Here is a 20,214-nt window from a genome sequence, read left to right as displayed (position 1 = left end):
ATCTTCCAGTTTGATACCCGTGACTTCGCCACTACCCGTGTTCTTGACCACATACTTGATGTTCACAGTGTCGCCGGGGAAAATCTCTGGCCAATTATCCCTGTCAGCATCTTGAGCATCCTTGCCATTGATGTACTTCTTGATAGACAGCGCAGGATCACAGTCACCAGCGGCAGCGACATCGTTTTCCGAGACAGGATCAGGCTCATTTCCGATTACGGAAACCTTGTTAATAGCACACTTTCCGTCAGCGACATCGGCCTCCACGACCAGAGATGTCGACTGTTCAGCTCCAAGAGGACCATGTACCCAGTTGAGGCTGTCGCCGCGTTCCGCAGTGCTTTGAGTCCACCCCGAATCTTCAGTCGAAACTTTTACGTTCGAAAGATCGCCTGAAATGAGATCTCGTACTGTGAATCCCGACGACGCACAGGGAGAGTTATTTGTTACCTTGATGGTCCATTTTGGATGCCCGTCGACCATTTCGAGCGTTTTCTCAACCCCGAGATCAACACCAGCCTTCTCAAACTCGGCTACGGTGAACGCGTTTGAGGTGGCATCGTTGTTATAGGACGTGGGCACCTGCTCGACGGATATCAGACCTACTCGAGGATGTGTGCCGAAGGGGTCCTGAATCGATAGCTGATAAGCGAGATTTTTCTGATTAGCACTAAATCCCAAGTTTCCATTCGAGTACGTCCACGCGTTGCCGTAGGTGACGCCCGGCTCTAACTTTTGGCCGGTGGGTGTCGAGATTCCCGTTACATCGAGCTTAAGCACGTTACCAGTTGAAACGTCAGTTCTGTGCAGGTAGACGCGCCCATCGCTCGAGTTAAGCGACCATATAAAGCTCTTGTCTCTCGGTGTTTCGATATACGTCCGGCCGTCTTCAGACCGGGTTTCGAAGTAGTACGCCCAGTCGTTAGCATTTATAAGCGGATCATGCTGGCGCCGGACCGCTTGGATTTGCGTATCGTCTGGAGAGGTCACCGGTAGGGAAAGCTCTGTACCACTCCCCCCTTCAAACTTAATAGTGTAAATGTCACCAGACCCATTTACCGAGTTGTTCGAGAAAATGTAATTCCCTGCGCGGTCGAATGCACCGTTGGTGATACCAGAGTTGATATCCTTACTAAACGAACCGGCATCCCCCGCAGGTGCAATCTTGCCCAACTTCGCTACGCCACCAGTCTCAGGACTGATGCGTAGTAGGTATCCAGCTGGGTATTTGGGATCCTTTGGATTGTTGTTTAGCCCAGATTGATCACCGTCGTTAAGTGGTCGATCTTGAGAAACGGCATATAGGTAGCCGTCCGCCGGGTTATATGCCAGCCCGTTATAGACCCACTTCGAGGAACTGATGGGTTTGAATGCCTCCGCGCCCTGAGTTCCGTCTACCCTGTACTGCAAGACAGTGTGATTACGCATTGTGTTGCGAGGCCCAACACCGTTCGGGGCGACATCACTCGACTGATAGTAGCTTTCCGCGATCCACGTGCTCACCCCCGCATTTCGAGACACCTCAAGTGCACAACGCCCCTGGTTCTCCGTCAGCTTTAGAGGATCACGCGGCCCATCGACCGCGTCCAAAGTCAATTCCGGCGCATAGGTCGCATCCCACGAGCCACTTGCATTCCTGTCATCTAGTTCCGGGCTAGGCGTAGTAGCTGTGAGCTGCAATGTATCATCAGCAGCAATTGTCACGTTCGAAGAGAACTGGAAAGAAACTGAGCTCTCGTCTACCTTGCTGACACCGGTTACAGTGTACGGGGTTGTTCTGCCGTGGCCGACTACCGCGGCGGTGAAACTTAACTGGGAGACAGGATCTGTGAGTCTTGAATCGCCAAGGTTAACAATAAACCTGTTTCCAGTTATCGGGGACCCTGTCGCATTGAACAAGTTAATCCGAACTATATCGTCATCAATTATGCCGAAGCTTGAAGATCGCGGATTAGTTTGTGCATTTGCCCAAGCTGGCTCTATTCCAGTACTTACGTCGATGGGCGATACTACTGTTTCAGCACCTACTACGATTCCTACGGTGGAAAACGCAGCCAACACTCTTCTACCGATATATCTGTTATTTCGCCTTGTCATAGCCGCGAACCTCTCAATTCTACAAAAGTAGGCAGGATGTTTTTACCCTACATTCTGGTTAGTTTCACCGCTGTATACTTTTTCGGGTCTAAGGTTAAACTCAGGATCAGGCTATTTTCTAGGCGCGTTCCCCGAACCCATTAGCCGCGAGACATTTACAGATCGAAGTAGTGACCCTGCGTCCCTAAAAACCTGACCCTCTCAGAAGGTCTAACTTGGGTAGACCCCGAGCTTTGGCGCAAAATCGACCCAGCTTTGCCCCGTATTTCTCATCGCAAAGGCCTCATTTCCTCGGACCGCTGACTTTCCGGTGCCAGCCTCGACATCGGACATCGCCCCATTCGATTTCAACTAATCGTTGAGCGTGCTCAGTGCAAGGCTGAGCTTTTCACCGCTCCCTACCGCCGCACCCAGCGCTGAGCGCCCTTCGCTATGAGGTTGTCCGCCAAACGAAGCACAATGCCCTTGAGAGCATCGCCGAACTTCATCGGCATGATTCTGATCACGCTCTGAAAAACGATTGGAATCAAACCCAGGACGCTTCCAGATTGGAGGCTTTGCCTCGAGCCGGAGCTGCATAACTATCCAGTAGAAATCGCTAGGCAGCCCGACTGGGGCCAGCTCGACAAAGTGCCCCCTAGCCCACACCGACGACCAAGCCGACCACGAAACAGGACGACCAGCCCTCTACGACAACGCTATCGACACCGACTACACCCACTCAATCGGCATCCAAAAAGGCCAAATCTAACCCCCACTGTTGCGACCGGCTAGTTGGTAGCGGTGTGGTGACTTTCGGGTAGCGGTTTAGTGGGTTTCCGGTAGCGGGGTTGGCGGTGGCGGGTGATGCTTTCGGGTGGTTGCACCACAGGGGTGTAGCCGGTTACCGGAAGGAGTCCGCTGATGACGGATTACCGGGCGGTGATGAAGCTGCTTGTGCAGCAGCGTTCGTACCGCCAGATTGAACAACAGCTCGGGTGCTCGCACCGCACGATTTCCCGGTCGAATCAGGTGCTTCGATCCCTTGGGATTCGCACCGTCGACCAGGTTTTGGCGTTGACGGATGATGAGCTCGACGAGTTATTCGTAGATGGGCGCAGTACCGGCCAGGGCGATTTCGTCCCTATCGATTTTGATGGAGGGTGTCAGGAAGTTTGTGTGTGAGGCTCTGATCTAGAAGGAGTTTCACCGATAATGACTACGGTGTCACCGAAGAAAAACCATGACCCGGCAAAGGTCAACGAGATCAGCGAGAAGCTGATGGAAAATCCTGAGCTTGCCAGCTTGATAAGCGAGCTGTCGACCTCCGCTGATGATGCCAGCGAGCTGGTCAAAGGCCTACTGCAGGCATCGATCAACGCTGGTCTACAGGCGGAGATGGATGCGCATTTGGGCTACGGCCATTCTGACCGCAAGACCAAAGCCCAGGTGGAAACCGCGCAGAGCAGCAATCACCGCAACGGGTCGTATACCAAGACCGTCAATTCTGGCTACGGCGCAGTGGAAGTGACTGTGCCCAGGGATCGTGCCGGCACGTTTGCTCCGAAGATGGTGCCCAAGGGTGCACGCCGACTGACTGAGCTCGATGACATGATCGTCTCGCTGTACGCCGGCGGGATGACCGTGCGTGATATTCAGCACCATCTCGCGACCACGCTCGGGGTGGATATGAGCCCGGATACGATCAGCACCATTACCGATGCGGTGTTAGACGAGGTCATGATCTGGCAAAACCGCCAGCTTGACGAGTTTTACCCGGTGATCTTCCTCGACGCGCTACGCGTCAAGATCCGTGACGGCCACCGCGTGGTCAACAAGTCCTGCTACATGGCGGTTGGTGTCGACATGGACGGCATCAAGCACATCCTGGGATTGTGGATCGCGGAAAATGAAGGCGCTGCATTCTGGGCATCGGTGTGCGCGGACCTGGCCAACCGTGGTGTCCAGGACGTGTTCATCGTGTGCTGCGACGGGCTCAAAGGCCTGCCGGAAGCCGTGGAGGCAACCTGGCCGAATTCCATGGTGCAAACCTGCATTGTGCACCTGATTCGGGCTGCGAACCGGTGGGTGTCCTACCAGGACCGCAAATCTGTCTCCCGGGCGCTGCGTGAGGTCTACACGGCCGCCAACGAGGACACCGCACGTGCCAGCTTGGATGCGTTCGAGGCCAGTGAACTCGGCCGGAAATACCCGCAGTCGGTCAAAGTCTGGCGCGACGCCTGGGAGCGGTTCGTGCCGTTCCTGCAGTTCCCGCCGGCGGCACGCCGGGTGCTCTACACCACCAATTCGATCGAGTCGCTCAACGCTGAACTGCGTAAAGCTACCCGCAACAGGGGCCAGTTCCCGAACGATACTGCGGCGCTGAAGACGCTTTGGCTGATGATTTGCAACATCGAAGACAAGCGCGCTGCGCAGCGAGCGAAGAAAGCAAAGCGCGACGTTGAGTGCAACGGCTATATTGAAGGAGCGACAGCCACCGGGTGGAAACAAGCCATCAACCAACTAGCCGTGGCTTACCCCGACCGATTCGCGGACTACTTGTAAACCAAACCCCCGCACACAAAGAATCGGACACTCTCATTTTGATGCGGTGGTCAAAGCCCGCACGGGGCGTAACAAGCAGACACTGCAAGTGCTGTGGGCGCGCTACACCACCACACCTGCTTTACCCGGCCAGCTCCATTACAGCTACGACCGGTTTCGCCAGTTGGTGGCGTCTCATGTCGATGCGGCCGGTTTGACCGCACGCATCACCCACACACCGGGGCACACCATGCAGGTGGATTGGGCAGGCACCAAGATGCGCCTGTTAGACCCTTATGGCGCACCGGGGGTGAAGGTCAGCGTGTTTGTCGCCTCAATGCCGTATTCCGGGATGATTTTTGCCCTCGCATGTCCGGATGAGCGCCAGCATTCCTGGCTTGATGCCCACCACCACGCGTTCGCCTACTTCGGGGGCGTGCCTGAGGTTGTGGTGCCGGATAATGCCTCGACTGCGTCGAACGCGATCAGCGCGGCGGATCGAAACCGCAAGGTCAACGACACCTACGAGCAGTTTTTGGAGCATTACAACACCGCAGCACTGCCCACGAGGGCGAAACGGCCGAAAGACAAAGCGAATGTCGAAGCCGCAGTCAAGATCGTCACCCACAAGGTCATCCACGCACTCGATGGCCACCAGTGCGTCGACCTTGACGAGCTCAACACGCGTATTAAACAGCTGATTGGCCAGATCAACCAGGCGGTACCGTTTCGTCACCAGCAGTCAAGCCGCAAAGACATTTTCGATGCGCATGAAAGGCACCTGTTGACAGCACTTCCCGATACCCCGTGGCAGCGCACCGAGTGGAAACGCGCCAAGATCGCCCCAGATTTCCACATCACCGTAGCTAGCGTGCGGTACTCCGTGCCGCACCAGCTCGTTGGCCGCACTGTCGATGTGCGCATCACCGGGCAAGTGCTCACGGTCTTCGATGGTGGCCGTGCCGTTACAACCCACACGCTTGCCCACACCCGCGGGGCGTATGTCACCGATGCCGACCACATCCCGGCGAATATGGATCACACCCAGGGACTGTGGACGAGCGATTACTTCCTGCGCGAAGCCCAAAAGATCGGGCCGGCGACACGCACCGTCATCGAGGAAATGATCGCGGCGAAAGCAATCCCGGCCCAGGCGTACCAATCGTGCCGAAACGTGCTGTCAATGGGCAAACACGCCAACAAGCTCGTGTTGGAAGAAGCATGTAAGCGCTTGGTCTCCTCCGACGGGACCCGCCGGGCGGTGTCCTACACCGCGGTCAAAAACATGATGGCCGCCGTACGCAAAGAAGCCGCAACCCGACCACACGGCTTCGACCAACCGGCACCGGCCACACCTGGGCATCGGGCCCACGCACCCGCCGCTGCCACACGCGACACCAGCGGCGCCTACCTCGGTGGCGCAGCACAGTTCAGTCTGGACAACCTCATCAAGAAAGGAACCACAACGCCATGACCCCACCGACCCCGCCTCAAGAGCGTTTCCTCGACGAATCCGTCCTCGCGGACTTCACAGCGATGCGCATGACAGCCTTCGGCAAAAGCGTCATCGACATCGCCAACGACCCAGCCTTCGACACGTGGACCTTCTCCCAAAAGGTGCTCTACGCACTCGACAAAGAAGTCGCGGCCAGACGCGAACGCCGCATCAACAAACTGCTCAAGGCATCACGATCGCCAAACCCCGATGCCTGCCTCGAAGACGTCGTCTACGCACCTGACCGCAACATCAACCCAGAACAAGTCAGCCGACTCGCTCACGGACAATGGTGCCACCTGGGCCAAAACATTGTCATCTTGGGCAAATCCTCAGTCGGCAAGACCTACCTCGCCCAAGCACTGATCACCGCAGCATGCCGCAACGACTACTCCGCCAGGTTCTACCGCACCGACATGCTTGCCGCGCACTTCGCAGTGATGCCACTCGACGACCCAGCCCGGCTCAAACTCACCCGCGAGCTGATCAACGTCGACGTGTTAGTCCTCGACGACTTCCTCACCACCCCAGTCGATGCCACCACCGCACACCTGCTCTTCAACATTCTCTCCGAACGAGAAGGCAACCGATCAACAATCGTGACCTCACAGTTCACCCCGCAAGACTGGTACAGATCCATCCCGGACGCCGTCATCGCCGAATCCATCCTCAACCGACTCGTCGCTGGCGCCGAAATCATCACCCTCGAAGGACCAAACATGAGACTGGAAACTAACCAGTAACCCCACAAAACGCCTGAGCAGGGACCGCTACCGGATCCCCACTCAAGCGCTACCACAAACTCACCACACCGCTACCATTCCGATCTTCTAAACACCCACGACACGCCGAGCCAGACACACTTTTTGTCGTTTAACCCCACAAATCGCCCCAGCCCGAACCAGAAAAAGAAAAATCTCGAGACACCGTAGGAACGATGTCTCGAGACTTATTTGTGCCCGGGGGGGGACTTGAACCCCCACGTTCTTGCGAACACTGGCACCTGAAGCCAGCGCGTCTGCCAATTCCGCCACCCGGGCGGGCGACTTGATTAATATAGAACGCAGCTCACAAAAACTACAAATCGCCAGCGCACACCGCCTTTTATCCCGCGTCTGCAACGGGGCCGACACGCTGCGCGGATAGGTGGTGTCGGGTGCGGCACCTATACTGTCCGGGTTACTTAAATTCTGATGTGAAGAAAGGAGGTGCGCAGGAAATGGCAGTGATGGACAGGCTGGCAAAGCTGGACAGTTCTCTGCAGCGCGGCTTGGACAATTCCATGGCGGCGCTGTTCGGCGGCAAGGTTGTGCCTGAAGAAATTGAGGAGCTGGTCAAGCAGGAAGCCCAGGACTCGCTGGTGGTCACGGATAAGGACGAGTACGTCGCCCCGAACGTGTACGCGGTGGGTGTGTCTTCGAAGGACTTGGAGAACCTGTCGCAGAACCGCGATCTTCCTGTGGACCTCGCCGATCAACTCATGCGCTACGTGCGCAACAAACAATGGTTTTTGGATGGCCCTGTTGTTGTGCGTATCGCGGAGGAGTCGGGTCTGCGCACTGGCCAGCTCCGGGTGTCTAGCTACATCGACACCATGCCGGATGTGGTCAGCGGCTTCGACGCCATTGTGGCGGAGCCGAAGAAGCGCAAGGCCTCGCGCTCGCAATTGAAGGAGGATGCAATGTCCGAACCTAACGCCAACCAGCCGCAGGACCCCCAGGCTGTTGCCAACACTGAGGCAACCACGGTGAGCCTGCTGCTTCAGGACGGCTCGTCGCGCACGTACCTGGTCCACGAGGGCTCCAACATCCTGGGCCGCTCCAACGATTCGGACTTCCGCCTGCCGGACACCGGGGTTTCCCGCCAGCACGCGGAGATCACCTGGGACGGCCAGGTGGCGGTGCTGGTGGATTTGCAGTCCACCAACGGCACGACGGTCAACGACGAGCCGGTGGAAAACTGGATGCTGGCAGACGGCGACGTGATCACGCTGGGGCATTCCAGCATTGAGGTCCGCATCATCGGCGGCGAGGACCAGCCGCAGGCCAGCGCCAACCAGCCGGAGTTCACCGACTCGGTGGCGCACCCCAGCACCGAATACTTCCGCCCGTAAGAAGGGTTTGCCATGGACTCGACCATGATCCTCAGCGCCCGCTTCGGCCTTCTGGCCTTGCTCTGGGTGTTCATTTTCCTGGTGATGTGGACGCAGAGGAAGGATGTGGTGTCGGCGGGTGGCGCGGTGCGTCGTCAAGCAAGTGCCTCCGCCCCCGCCCCCAGGGAGAAAGCCCGCACCCTTGCGGTAGTTGAGGGGCCGCTGCAAGGCTCCCACATGGAAATTGCCAGCTTAGAAGACTTGACTGTCGGCAGAGCGGGAGACAACGATTTCCAGCTGGGCGACGACTTCGCCTCCTCGCGCCACGCGCGCCTGTTCCGCAGGGGCAGCGACTGGTTCGTGGAGGACCTGGATTCGCGCAACGGCACCTTCGTCAACGGGGTGCGCATTGATCAGCCTGAGCGGGTGACCGTGGGCACGGACATGAAGATGGGACGCACGATTGTGAGGCTGATGCCGTGAAGCTCGCATTAGATTTCGTGGCCGTGTCCGACCGGGGCCTGGTCCGCGGCAACAACGAGGACTCCGCCTACGCAGGCCCGCACCTGCTGGTGCTTGCGGACGGCATGGGCGGCCACGCCGCCGGCGAGGTGGCCAGCCAGCTCATGGTCGAGCACCTCGAGCACCTGGACCGCGACCCCGAGGACGCGGACATGCTCGCTCTTTTGGGCGCGGCGGCCGAGGACGGCAACGCCTCCATCGAGGCGTCCGTGGCCGAGCACCCCGAGCAGGCCGGCATGGGCACCACCCTGACCGCGACGATGTTCAACGGCCGCGAGCTCGGCCTGATCCACGTGGGCGATTCCAGGGGCTATTTGCTTCACGACGGCGAACTGCGGCAGCTCACCGTCGACGACACCTTCGTCCAGTCGCTGGTCAACGACGGCAAACTCGCGCCCGAGGACGTCTCCTCGCACCCGCAGAAGTCCCTGATTTTGAAGGCGTACACCGGCCGGGACGTGGAGCCGCACCTGGAGCTGATCCAGGTCCAGCCGGGCGACCGCGTGCTGTTGTGCTCCGACGGGTTGAGCGACCCGGTGACCCAGCAGACCATCCAGCTCGCGCTCGGCGACGGCACCCCGGAAATGGCGGCGAACCGCCTGATCGAGCTGGCGCTGCGCTCCGGCGGGCCGGACAACGTCACCGTGGTGGTGGCGGAGGTCGTTGAGGCCACCGAGAACAACGCCCGCGAGAACCGCGCCGCGGTCAAGGCCGGTGCGCTGGACCCGGGCTACGAGTCCTCCCACCCGGACTCCGCCGCCTCCCGCGCCGCAGCGCTGTTGCGCAAGTCCGAGACCATCACCCCGGACCACAACCGGGCAAAACTTCAAGACGCGGATGCTTCCGACGACGAGGAGGGCCACACTAGCGGCGCTGGGAAGAAGCAGCCGTCGTCGGTGTGGCCTTGGGTCGTCGCAACGCTAGTGCTCCTGCTGGTGCTCGCGGTGGCGGGCGTGATGTGGTCGCAGTCCCGCGCCACCGACGAGTACGCGCTGAAGGTGCAGGACTCCGGCGAGTTTGTGGTGCAGCACACCACACGCGACAACCTGTTCGCGGACACCAAAACCGAGGACATCCAGCGCGCCTGCCTGAACACCAAGGGCGACCTGCGCGTGATTTCCAAGGACAGCAAGCCGGGCGATTGCAGCATCTTCACCACCTCCGACCTGCCCAAGGACAAGCGCGAGGTCGAAGACGTCACCGGCTCCTACGACGACGTATTAGCCAAGCTGAATGAGTTGGCGGACCAGGCGCTGCCGGCCTGCACGGACAAGAAGAGCGCCGACGAGGGCAAGTGCCGGGAGGTGCGATGAGCCGCCTAGTATCCCGCAGCCGCGAGCTGCTCCTCCTGCTGTTCACCACAGGCCTGCTAGCCCTCATGCTCTTTGGCTTAGAGACGAGCCAAGGGCGCACCCTGTCCACCGAGATGCTCTACATCATCGGCGGGTTCATGGGCGTCTACGCCATCGCACACGTAGCCATCGCGTTCTTGGCACCGCACGCGGACCAGGTGATGCTGCCCGTGGTGGCGCTGCTCAACGCCGTGGGCCTGGTGGTGATCTACCGCCTTGACCTGGCAGAACGCCCCGGCTACGGGCCGCTGGCGGAGCGCCAGATGCTGTGGTCCTTAGTCGGCGTGGGGCTGATGGTGCTCACGCTCATTGTCATCCGCGACCACAAGTCCCTGTCGCGCTACTCCTACCTGCTGGGCCTGGTTGGCCTGATTCTGTTGGCCCTGCCGCTGGTGTGGCCGCAGCCCCCGGGGTATGAGGAAGCGCGCATCTGGCTGTGGCTCGGGCCGTTTTCCATCCAGCCCGGCGAGTTTTCCAAGATCCTGCTGTTGATCTTCTTCGCCCAGCTGCTGGCCCAGAAGCGCGCCCTGTTCACCGTCGCCGGCAAGCGCTTCTTGGGCATGACCTTCCCCCGCCTGCGCGACCTCGCGCCGATCCTCATGGTGTGGGCCATCGCCATTTTGATCATGGGCATCTCCAACGACTTCGGCCCGGCGCTGTTGCTGTTCGCCACCGTGCTGGGCATGGTCTACTTCGCCACCAGCCGCGCCTCCTGGCTGTTCATCGGCGTCGGCCTGGTGGCCGTCGGCGGCTACGCCGTCTACCAGGTCAGCTCCAAGATCCAGGAGCGCGTGTCCAACTTCATCGACCCGTTCGCGGACTTCGACGGCATTGGCAACCAGCCCGCCAACGCGCTGATCGGCCTGAGCTGGGGCGGCATCACCGGCACCGGCTTGGGCTACGGCCACCCGGAGCTGGTGCCCGTGGCGCACTCCGACTACATCCTCGCCGCCATCGGCGAGGAGCTGGGGTTTGTGGGCATCGCGGCGGTGCTGTGCCTGTTCGCGGTGTTTATCACCCGCGGGTTCCGCACCGCCATGCAGGCGCGCGACTCCTACGGCAAGCTGCTCGCATCCGGGTTGGCGCTGACGATCGTGATCCAGATCTTCGTGGTCGCCGGTGGCGTGTCCGCGATGATGCCCATGACGGGCCTGACCACGCCGTTCATGTCCGCCGGCGGCTCGTCCGTGATGGCCAACTACATCCTGCTCGGCCTGCTGCTGCGCATCTCCAACAGCGCGAACCGCCCCGCGGACTACGACGCCGTCGCCGCGGGCACCGCGCGCCCTGAGATGGTGGGTGCACGATGAACAAGTCCATCCGCTACGGCGCCGTGGTCGCGCTGCTGATGATCGCGGCGCTGTTGGTCAACTTCACCGTGGTGCAGGGAATGCGCGAAGACGAGTACGCGCAGAACCAGCACAACTCGCGCATCCTCATGGACCTCAAGCGCACCAATCGCGGCGACATCGTCACGGGCGGGACCGTGCTGGCGCAGAGCCACCGCGACGAAGAGACCGGCTTCTACCAGCGCACCTACCCCAACATGCCGTGGTCGTTCGCGCCGATCGTGGGGTTTGTCTCCGACCAGTTCGGCACCTCCCAGCTGGAGGCCACCCACAACGGCGACCTCACCGGCGACTCCGGCACCGCCTCGCGCTTCCTGCGCACCGGGCTCGAGGACGGCAAGAAGGGCGACACCGTCGACCTGACGCTGGACCCGAACCTGCAGGCCTTCTCGTACGACCAGCTGGCCAAGCCGGGTTTTGATGGTGCGGTGGTGGCCGTGAGGCCGTCGACAGGCGAGGTGCTCTCCATGGCCTCGACCCCCAGCTACGACCCCAACGGCATCGCCAACCCAGCGACCGCCGAGGGCGCCTGGGCCGAGGCCACCGGCAACCCGGCGAACCCGCTGCTGAACCACGCGGCGCAGGAGCAGCTGCCGCCGGGCTCGATCTTCAAGATCATCACCACCGCCGCGGGTCTGCGAAACGGCTTCACGCCGGAGTCGCCGCTGACCGGCGAGGCGCAGACGATCCTGCCGGGCACGGACAACATCCCGCTGACCAACGACGGCGGCCAGCCCTGCGCCGGCGGCGGGCAGGTGCCGCTGCGCACCGCGTTCGCCCTGTCCTGCAACACCGCGTTCGTGCAGATGGGCCTCGCCATGGGCCCGGATGCGCTGCGCGACGCCGCCGCCCGCTTCGGCGTGGGCGAGCGCTACAACCTGGGCCTGCCGAATGCCGCCGGCTCGCTGGGCGATCTGCCCGGCGGCGCCGAGCTGGCGCAGTCCACCATCGGTCAGCGCGACGTGACCATGACCGCGCTGCAGGCGGCGATGATGTCTGCGACCATCGCAAATAAGGGCAAGCGCATGGAACCGCACGTGGTGCGGCAAGTGCGCAACGCCGACGGCAAGGTCCTGCACGAAACCGAGCCGGTGGAACTCAACGAGGCCGTAACGGAAGAGGAAGCCGCGACGATCACGGACTTGATGTTCGCGTCCGAGCGGTGGACCTTCGGCTACGACGGCAACGGATTCGCCTCCAAGACCGGCACGGCCGAGCACGCCGAAGGCGCCGCCCCGCACGTGTGGTACGTCGCCTTCGACCCGGCCAAGGACGTCGCCGTTGCCGTGGTGGTGAAAAACGGTGGCAACATGGGCGAGGCAGCCTACGGCGGCCAAGTCGCCGGACCAATCGGACGCGCCGTATTGCGCGCAGCACCCGCCGCCCCCGCACCCGTGGAAGGAGCACAGTAGATGAACACCGAAAACCGCGAGGACCTGCAACAGCTCGTCGGCGACGGCTACCAGCTGCAGTGGATCATCGGCCACGGCGGCATGTCCACCGTGTGGCTGGCAGACGACTTGGCCAACGAACGCGAGGTGGCCATCAAGGTGCTGCGGCCCGAGTTCAGCTCCAACGCGGAGTTCCTCGCCCGCTTCCGCAACGAGGCGCTGAGTGCCCAGGGCATCAACTCCGACAACGTTGTGGCCACCTACGATTACCGCGAAGCAGACACCGACGCGGGCTTCACCGTCTGCTACATCATCATGGAGTACATCCGCGGCGAGTCGCTGGCGGACCTCATCGCCCGCGAGGGCCAGCTGGATGAGGCGCTGGCTCTCGACGTCCTGGAGCAGGCCGCCCACGGCCTGGCCGTGATCCACCGCATGGGGCTGGTGCACCGCGACATCAAGCCGGGCAACCTCATGCTCACCCAGCACGGGCAGGTGAAGATCACGGACTTCGGCATCGCCAAAGCCGCCGCGGCCGTGCCCCTGACCCGCACCGGCATGGTGGTGGGCACCGCCCAGTACGTCTCCCCCGAGCAGGCCCAGGGTATGAAGGTCACCGCGGCGTCCGACGTCTACTCGCTCGGCGTGGTGGGCTACGAGCTGCTCTCCGGCAAGCGCCCGTTTACCGGCGACTCGTCGGTCTCCGTGGCGCTGGCGCACGTCTCCGCCGAGCCGCCCGCGCTGCCCATTTCTGTCTCGGCCCCGGCGCGCGAGCTCATCGAGATCGCCCTGCGCAAGGACCCCGGCCAGCGCTTCCGCGACGGCAACGAGTTCCAGCTGGCCATCTCCCAGGTCCGCCAGGGCCTGCGTCCCGCCCAGCCCGGCGGCCACACCCAGGTCGTGGCCACCGAGCCGTCCGCGACCGCGTCCACCCAGATGCTGGCCAGCGTCGCCGAGGAACGCACCTCCCGCCCCGAGGGCGCCTACCCGCCGTCCGCGGCGACACCAGCGCCGCGCGAACACGAAGCGGACAAGAAGTCGTCTAAGGCAGGCCCGGTCATCTCCGCGATCTTGCTGCTCGCGCTTCTGGCCGGCGGCGCCGCCTGGGCGTACACCGAGGGCGTGTTCGACCGCTTCACCGGCGGCGGCACCCCCACCACCCCGCGGCCCACCATGAGCGCGACCACCCCGACGCCGGAGGAAGAGGCAGACACGGAGGATCCGGTCACCGAGACCACCACCGAGCGCGAGCGCACCACCATCACGGAGCCGCGCAACCCGGGCACCCTGCGCTTCGAGGAGTCCGAGGCCGACAACGCACCGGCCCCGGCGGAGCCGTCCGCCGAGCCGCCCGCCCCCGGAACTTCCGCGCCGGAGCAGCCGTCCGCGGCGACTCCGACGCAGCAGGGTGGGGCGCCGGCAGGTGAGCCGTCGATAGGCAATCAGCCCGAGGTCACGAACTCACCGGCCCCTGCGGTAGAATTGCCCAACCTTGATAGCTTGCTCGGAGGTGGCAGGTAAATGCTCATCGCGGACCGGTACGAACTCGGCGACATCATCGGCACCGGCGGCATGTCGGACGTGTATGCCGCCACCGACGTGTCCCTCGGGCGCGAAGTTGCCGTGAAGATGCTGAAGATCGACATGGCGCGCGACGAAAACTTCCGCGAACGCTTCCGCCGCGAAGCGCAAAACTCGGCGCGCCTGAACCACCCCAACATCGTCTCGGTCTACGACACCGGCTCCGTGGAAACCTCCGGCGTGGACGTGCCCTACATTGTCATGGAGCTCGTCCACGGCATGAACCTGCGCGACATCGTGCGCAACGAAGGGCCCCTGAGCCCGGAGCGCGCCGCGAAGCTGCTGCTGCCGGTCACCCGGGCACTGCAGGCCAGCCACGACGCAGGCATCATCCACCGCGACATCAAGCCCGCCAACATCATGGTCACCAACACCGGTGCCGTGAAGGTCATGGACTTCGGCATCGCGCGTGCGCTGGATGATTCCACCTCCGCGATGACACAAACCTCCGCCGTCATCGGCACCGCGCAGTACCTCTCCCCCGAGCAGGCCCGCGGCAAGGCCGCCGACGCGCGCAGCGACATCTACGCGCTCGGCTGCGTGATGTACGAAGCCGTCACCGGCGTGCCGCCCTTCGAGGGCGAATCCCCCTTCGCCGTGGCCTACCAGCACGTCCAGGAAGACCCGGTGCCGCCGTCCGAGCGCATCAACGCGCCGCTGTCGGACAACGAAGCCGTCAACGTCGACTCCGTCATCCTCACCGCGATGGCGAAACACCCCGCCGACCGGTACCAGACCGCCGACGAAATGGGCGCGGACCTCGCGCTTTTGGAGCGCGGCAACGTCACCACCGCCGCCCGCAACCACCTCGCCGCCGCGGAGGAAGACGCCGGCTCCCACGCCATCGACGCGCAGTACCCGCCGTCCCAGGACCACACCGCCGTGGTTGGGGATGTGGTGCGCGAACCTGTGGTGCGTCGAGAAGCATCTGCCGCCTCCTCCGGGCACACGCGCTACGCGGACCACCGCGCCGCCAACGAAAAAACCTCCTCCAACTGGCTGAAGTGGCTTTCCGCGCTGCTGGGCCTGTTGCTCGCCGCCGCGGTGTGCTGGTTCGTCTACGACTACTTCTCCGTGAACAAGGACAACAACGACCCGGCCATCACCCAAGAGGAAATGGTCCCCGTGCCCGAACTCGCGGACATGCCGCGCAACGACGCCGTCCGCGAACTCGAACACCTCGGCTTCGCCGTCTCCGTCATGGAAGAACCCAGCCCCGACATCAAACGCGGCAACGTGATCTCCACCAACCCCGCCGCCGGCTCCGAGCTCAAGCGCGGCACCCAGATCACCCTGACCGTCTCCTCCGGCAAGGAAATGACCGACGTGCCGGACGTGACCAACCTGACCGCCGAAGAAGCCATCGAAGAGCTGAAGAAGGCCGGGCTGGAGCTCAACCCCAACGTGCGCCGCGAATCCAGCGCCAACATCGACGAAGGCATCATCCTGTCCCAGCAGCCCGCCGGCGGCACCCAGATTGCCAAGGGCTCGCGCATCGCCATCACCGTCTCCTCCGGGCCGGAGATGGTGCAGGTGCCGTCCCTGGTTGGGCTGAACGTCGAGCAGGCCACCGCCACCCTGTCCTCCCTGCAGCTGCGCTCCACCGTCACCAGCGTGGACTCGCAGAAACCGGAGGGCCAGGTGCTCGCCGTCGCCGGTGAAAACACCGACGTGGAATCCGGCACCACCATCGAGCTGCGCGTGTCCAACGGCATGCTCATGAACATGCCGGAAATCACCCGCCAAAGCCCCGAGGAAGCCGAGAAGGCGCTCCGCGACGCCGGCTGGAACGGCCGCTTCGTACCCGGCCCGACGGTGCCCACCGGCGCGCTTGTGGACGACGGCCTGATCGGCCACCAGGAAGTCGCCGCCGGCGAAACCATCCGCAAGGACCAAGCCATCGGCTACAACCTGTGGAAGTTCGACGCTGGCAAACTCATCCCGCAGAATAACGCGGCCGCGCCGCAGGCTGATACAGTTCAACCCCAGAACGCGAACAACGCGCTGCGGAATGTGCAGCGCGGGCTCGGGCTTTAGACGTCGATAAGCACGACGCATTGGCCCGCACACACCAAGGGAGCGCACATGCCTAAAGCAAAAGTAACCAAAGACCCCATCCGCCCAGCTAGCAGCACCTCCGCCGGCACCACGCGCACGCCGGTGAAGGTCAACACCGGCGGCACCCCAGTCTGGTACAAGGTGATCATGTTCGGGCTGATGATCTTCGGCCTGGCCTGGCTGATCCTCTACTACCTCGCTGGCGACCAGCTTGCGTGGCTCGGGCAGCTCGGGCCGTGGAACTACGCCATCGGGTTTTCTGGGATGATCCTTGGTCTGCTGATGACGATGGGTTGGCGGTAGTTCTTCTTCGGGGGTTTTGAGTTGGGGGTTGTGTGAAATCGGATTGTGGCAAATATTTGCCGCAATCCGATTTTTGCTTTGGCGGGGGTTCGAGGCTGAACGCATTCCTAGAGGGACCTGAGAAGCCGATTTATGCGACACATCACTGTATTTAAATAGCGCGATAGATTGCGCCGGGGTTTTACCCACAAATAACAGTATTAATACTGGTGAGCTGGCTTTCGCGACATGTCAATTACTTTAGTTTGACCCCGGATTGGGTGGATTGTTCAACAATATTATGACTCTTCCTTGGCAAGTGACTAGGTGTTATATGAGAGCTCCTCGCTGACAGCCTGAAGAGCCCGCCCCTAGAAAAATCCCACAATTGTTTCCCCGAAAGGAACGCCAATGCGCGCATTCCGCATCGCTGGTGCCGCCAAGGCCGCGATCGCAGCCGTCGCCGCTGTCGCAATCGCAGGCTCCGGTATCACCGCCACCGCCCAGACCTTCGAAGAGTCCTACCCGGAGACCCCGGCAACCAACTCCGCGCTGCCGATCATCCACACCTACCGCGGCTCGGACCACCTGAAGGCGAACATCCTCAACCCGCGCCCGGTGTGCAACTCCACCGAGGACTACCGCACCATCGTGTACAAGGTGAAGGACAACTTCCTGCCGGTGGGCACCATCTCCACCACCAACCTGTCCGACAGCTCCATCCCGCTGTCCCAGGACCTGTCCCGCACCCAGACCATCTCTGCCTCCGTCAACGGCTCCAAGACCGAGACCCTGACGCTCGGCGGCTCCGGCTCGAAGGACGGCCTGCAGGGCAACATCGGCTACTCCCTGGCCAAGTCCCTGGGCTGGGACGTATCCGGCTCCCTGTCCTGGTCCGTCGGCCAGAAGATCGGCCCGTACGACGTGCCGGCCGGCAACACCGGCGAAGCAACCTACGGCTTCCGCACCATCACCATGACCGGCACCCAGCAGCGCTGCCGCCCGAACGGCACCTGGGCAACCCCGACCGCGTGGATCGCCAACATGCCGATCAAGAACGAGGTCCGCGTCAAGAACTACTCCACCCCGGCCGGCTCCTGGGCGCCGAACAAGGGCGCACAGGTCACCGACACCGTGGAGAACCCCAACCCGGCGTACAACGAGGACGTCAAGAAGATCGAGACGGGCGCAAACCTTGACGACGTCACCGTGGTCGACAACGACGAAGCCACCGACGTGACCAACAACGACATCGCGAACGAAGGCGCAGAGGTCATCACCGAGGTCGAGGAAAAGGCTGCTGACGAGGTCAACGAAGTCGTCGATAAGCAGGCAGATGCCCAGCGCGACCTGGACCTCCAGCCGTACTTCACCACCTCCTCCTGGAAGGTGCCGGGCGCCGCTGGCTCCGTCGCACTGCGCGTGAAGAACACCGGCGCGAAGCGCTACTGGGGCGAATTCCCGGCCCTGACCTTCCGCGTCGAGGTCGGCACCGAGGCAGGCCCGGAGGGCGTTGACCGCCTGATCACCACCACCCAGTACAACGGCACCCACATCCGCGACCTGGGCTACGACTTCGACCGCGGCATCCGCACCTTCGAGGTCACCCTGTCCAACCCGATCCTCGCCGGCGACGAGATGCTGCTGGGCGCATTCTCCTTCGGCGACGGCAAGACCAAGGAAGGCCGCCTGTACAACTACATGAAGGTCACCCAGACCGGCCGTCTGTCCGAGGACACCTCGTTCTACAACGACCAGGACGTGGACTCCCGCGACGTGACCGTCTCCGACTTCGGCAAGAAGATCCGCGGCGTGTTCTAAAACACTGCTGAATAGCGCGAAAGCCCGTTGAGTCTGTTGCGGACTCAACGGGCTTTTTTATGTGCGGGGACTAGTTGTCCTGCTCAGCGCGCTTCTTGGCGAAAGACTCGCGGACCTTTGTCTCCAGGTCAGCGTCGACCTTGCCCCAGTACTCGTACACGCGCTCCTCGACGTCCTTGTGCTTAATCGCCATCATCTTGTTGGTGATGTTGTGGACGAAACGCTCCTTCTCCGCGTCGTCGAACACGTCGCGGTAGAGCGTGCCAGCCTGGCCGAAATCGTCGTCCTCGGCGTGCTTGACGTACGCCTCGCGCACCAGGTCGGTGCCCTCCGGATCCGGGTTGACGTAGAGGTTCTCCGCCTGGCCGTAGTCGGTGAAGTTGGAGGAGGAATCCTCGTTGTTGTCCAGGTAGCCGGCGCCCTTCTCGGTGCGGTTGGGCACGTAGTTCGGCTCGTTCTCCTCGTTGAAGAAGTAGGCCATGTTGCCACGCTCGGAGTAGGTGTTCACGTCGTTGAGCGGGCGGTTGACCGGCAGATCCTTGTAGTTCGCACCGATGCGGTGGCGCTGCTGGTCCGAGTACGCGAACACGCGGGCCTGCAGCATGCGGTCCGGCGACAGGCCCACACCCGGCACCAGATTGGCCGGATCGAGCGCGAGCTGCTCAATCTGCGCGTGGTAGTTCTTCGGGTTGCGGTTGAGCACGAAGTAGCCCACCGGGATCAGCGGGTAATCCTTCTGCGACCACGTCTTGGTCAGGTCGAACGGGTTGAAGCGGTAATCCTTCGCCTCCTCGAACGGCATGATCTGCACCTTGACGTCCCAAATCGGGTAGTCGCCGTCCGCGATGGCGTTGAACAGATCCGCGCGCTGGAAGTCCGGGTCGGTGCCGGCCTTCTCGGTGGCCTCCTCATCGGTGAAGCACTCCCAGCCCTGGCGGGTCTTGAAGTGGTACTTCACCCACACCGGAGTGCCCTCCTCGTTGATCCACTGGAACGTGTGGGAGCCGAAACCGTCCTGGTGGCGCGACGTCTTCGGGGTGCCACGGTCGCCCATCAGGTAGGTCACCTGGTGCGCGGACTCCGGCGTGCGCGTCCAGAAATCCCACTGCATCTCGTCATCGCGCAGGCCCGAGTTAGGCTGGCGCTTCTGGGAGTGGATGAAATCCGGGAACTTAATGCCGTCGCGCAGGAAGAACGTCGGGGTGTTGTTGCCCACGATGTCGTAGTTGCCGTCCTCCGTGTAAAAACGCAGCGCGAAACCGTGCACGTCGCGCCACGTATCCGGGGAACCAGCCTCGCCCGCCACGGTGGAAAAACGCGCCGCCATCGGGGTGACGGTGCCCGGCTGGAACAGCTTCGCCTTCGTGTACTTGGACACGTCCTCCGTGATGTGCAGCTCGCCGAACGCGCCGTGGCCCTTCGCGTGCGGGATGCGCTCGGGCACGTTCTCCCTGTTGAAGTGGGCGAGCTTCTCCATCATGTGGACGTCGTTAAGCACATTCGCTCCCTGACGCCCCTGAGTGACCGAAATGTGCTCCGAGGCGACCGGCTGCCCGCCCAGCTCAGTGGTGCGGCCCTTGCCCGCGGGGCGCTCGCCCCTGGAGACGATCTCATCCGCCTTGCTCTGATCAGCCATTGCTCACTCCTTGGA

General features: G+C 62.3%; 14 protein-coding genes, 1 tRNA gene and 2 pseudogenes. 14 read left to right on the top strand and 3 right to left on the bottom strand.

What is annotated here, in order from left to right:
* Positions 1–180: 180 nt before the first annotated feature.
* A pseudogene (locus tag H0193_RS12590) lies at positions 181–1,428 on the bottom strand (DUF6923 family protein); the annotation flags it as partial.
* 1,209 nt (positions 1,429–2,637) lie between these two features.
* Here H0193_RS12590 and H0193_RS08765 point away from each other — a divergent pair.
* From H0193_RS08765 to H0193_RS08745, 5 genes and pseudogenes are all read left to right on the top strand, one after another.
* A pseudogene (locus tag H0193_RS08765) lies at positions 2,638–2,848 on the top strand (IS256 family transposase); the annotation flags it as partial.
* 152 nt (positions 2,849–3,000) lie between these two features.
* Positions 3,001–3,261 carry a helix-turn-helix domain-containing protein gene (locus H0193_RS08760; RefSeq protein WP_236883441.1) on the top strand — a complete coding sequence of 87 codons (261 nt, stop codon included), beginning with the start codon at positions 3,001–3,003 and terminating at the stop codon, positions 3,259–3,261.
* 30 nt (positions 3,262–3,291) lie between these two features.
* Positions 3,292–4,641 carry an IS256 family transposase gene (locus H0193_RS08755; RefSeq protein ID WP_181889445.1) on the top strand — a complete coding sequence of 450 codons (1,350 nt, stop codon included), beginning with the start codon at positions 3,292–3,294 and terminating at the stop codon, positions 4,639–4,641.
* Between the two features lie 22 nt (positions 4,642–4,663).
* Positions 4,664–6,094 carry an IS21 family transposase gene (gene istA, locus H0193_RS08750; RefSeq protein WP_476728532.1) on the top strand — a complete coding sequence of 477 codons (1,431 nt, stop codon included), beginning with the start codon at positions 4,664–4,666 and terminating at the stop codon, positions 6,092–6,094.
* Positions 6,091–6,858 (top strand): ATP-binding protein, encoded by a 768-nt coding sequence (locus H0193_RS08745; RefSeq protein ID WP_181889444.1) that lies wholly within the window; start codon positions 6,091–6,093, stop codon positions 6,856–6,858. Before istA ends, H0193_RS08745 begins: the two co-directional genes overlap by 4 nt.
* A gap of 213 nt (positions 6,859–7,071) precedes the next feature.
* Here the strand turns inward: H0193_RS08745 and H0193_RS08740 are convergent.
* Positions 7,072–7,155: transfer RNA gene (locus H0193_RS08740), tRNA-Leu, on the bottom strand.
* A gap of 179 nt (positions 7,156–7,334) precedes the next feature.
* Here H0193_RS08740 and H0193_RS08735 point away from each other — a divergent pair.
* From H0193_RS08735 to H0193_RS08695, 9 genes are all read left to right on the top strand, one after another.
* Complete coding sequence (locus H0193_RS08735) at positions 7,335–8,228, top strand: DUF3662 and FHA domain-containing protein (protein ID WP_181889443.1); 894 nt, start codon at positions 7,335–7,337, stop codon at positions 8,226–8,228.
* Positions 8,229–8,240: 12 nt separating this feature from the next.
* Positions 8,241–8,690, top strand: coding sequence for an FHA domain-containing protein FhaB/FipA (locus H0193_RS08730; protein WP_181889442.1), 450 nt, complete (start codon positions 8,241–8,243; stop codon positions 8,688–8,690).
* Positions 8,687–10,042 carry a protein phosphatase 2C domain-containing protein gene (locus tag H0193_RS08725; protein WP_181889441.1) on the top strand — a complete coding sequence of 452 codons (1,356 nt, stop codon included), beginning with the start codon at positions 8,687–8,689 and terminating at the stop codon, positions 10,040–10,042. The genes H0193_RS08730 and H0193_RS08725 overlap by 4 nt, the downstream gene beginning before the upstream one ends.
* Entirely contained in the window at positions 10,039–11,391 is a 1,353-nt protein-coding gene (locus H0193_RS08720; RefSeq protein ID WP_181889440.1) for an FtsW/RodA/SpoVE family cell cycle protein, read from the top strand. Before H0193_RS08725 ends, H0193_RS08720 begins: the two co-directional genes overlap by 4 nt.
* The gene (locus H0193_RS08715; RefSeq protein WP_181889439.1) at positions 11,388–12,842 is read left to right on the top strand and encodes a penicillin-binding transpeptidase domain-containing protein; all 1,455 of its coding nucleotides are present in this window, start codon (positions 11,388–11,390) and stop codon (positions 12,840–12,842) included. Before H0193_RS08720 ends, H0193_RS08715 begins: the two co-directional genes overlap by 4 nt.
* Positions 12,843–14,342, top strand: coding sequence for a serine/threonine-protein kinase (locus H0193_RS08710; protein ID WP_181889438.1), 1,500 nt, complete (start codon positions 12,843–12,845; stop codon positions 14,340–14,342). It abuts the gene before it with no gap.
* Complete coding sequence (gene pknB, locus H0193_RS08705; protein WP_181889437.1) at positions 14,343–16,439, top strand: Stk1 family PASTA domain-containing Ser/Thr kinase; 2,097 nt, start codon at positions 14,343–14,345, stop codon at positions 16,437–16,439.
* 48 nt (positions 16,440–16,487) lie between these two features.
* The gene (gene crgA, locus H0193_RS08700; protein WP_181889436.1) at positions 16,488–16,763 is read left to right on the top strand and encodes a cell division protein CrgA; all 276 of its coding nucleotides are present in this window, start codon (positions 16,488–16,490) and stop codon (positions 16,761–16,763) included.
* Between the two features lie 390 nt (positions 16,764–17,153).
* The gene (locus H0193_RS08695) at positions 17,154–18,563 is read left to right on the top strand and encodes a hypothetical protein (protein ID WP_181889435.1); all 1,410 of its coding nucleotides are present in this window, start codon (positions 17,154–17,156) and stop codon (positions 18,561–18,563) included.
* A gap of 70 nt (positions 18,564–18,633) precedes the next feature.
* Here the strand turns inward: H0193_RS08695 and H0193_RS08690 are convergent, their stop codons facing one another.
* Entirely contained in the window at positions 18,634–20,199 is a 1,566-nt protein-coding gene (locus tag H0193_RS08690) for a catalase (protein WP_181889434.1), read from the bottom strand.
* Positions 20,200–20,214: the final 15 nt, after the last annotated feature.

Source organism: Corynebacterium haematomassiliense, assembly GCF_013978595.1.
Lineage (GTDB): Bacteria > Actinomycetota > Actinomycetes > Mycobacteriales > Mycobacteriaceae > Corynebacterium > Corynebacterium lehmanniae.
This window is presented reverse-complemented; position numbering and strand designations above follow the sequence as displayed.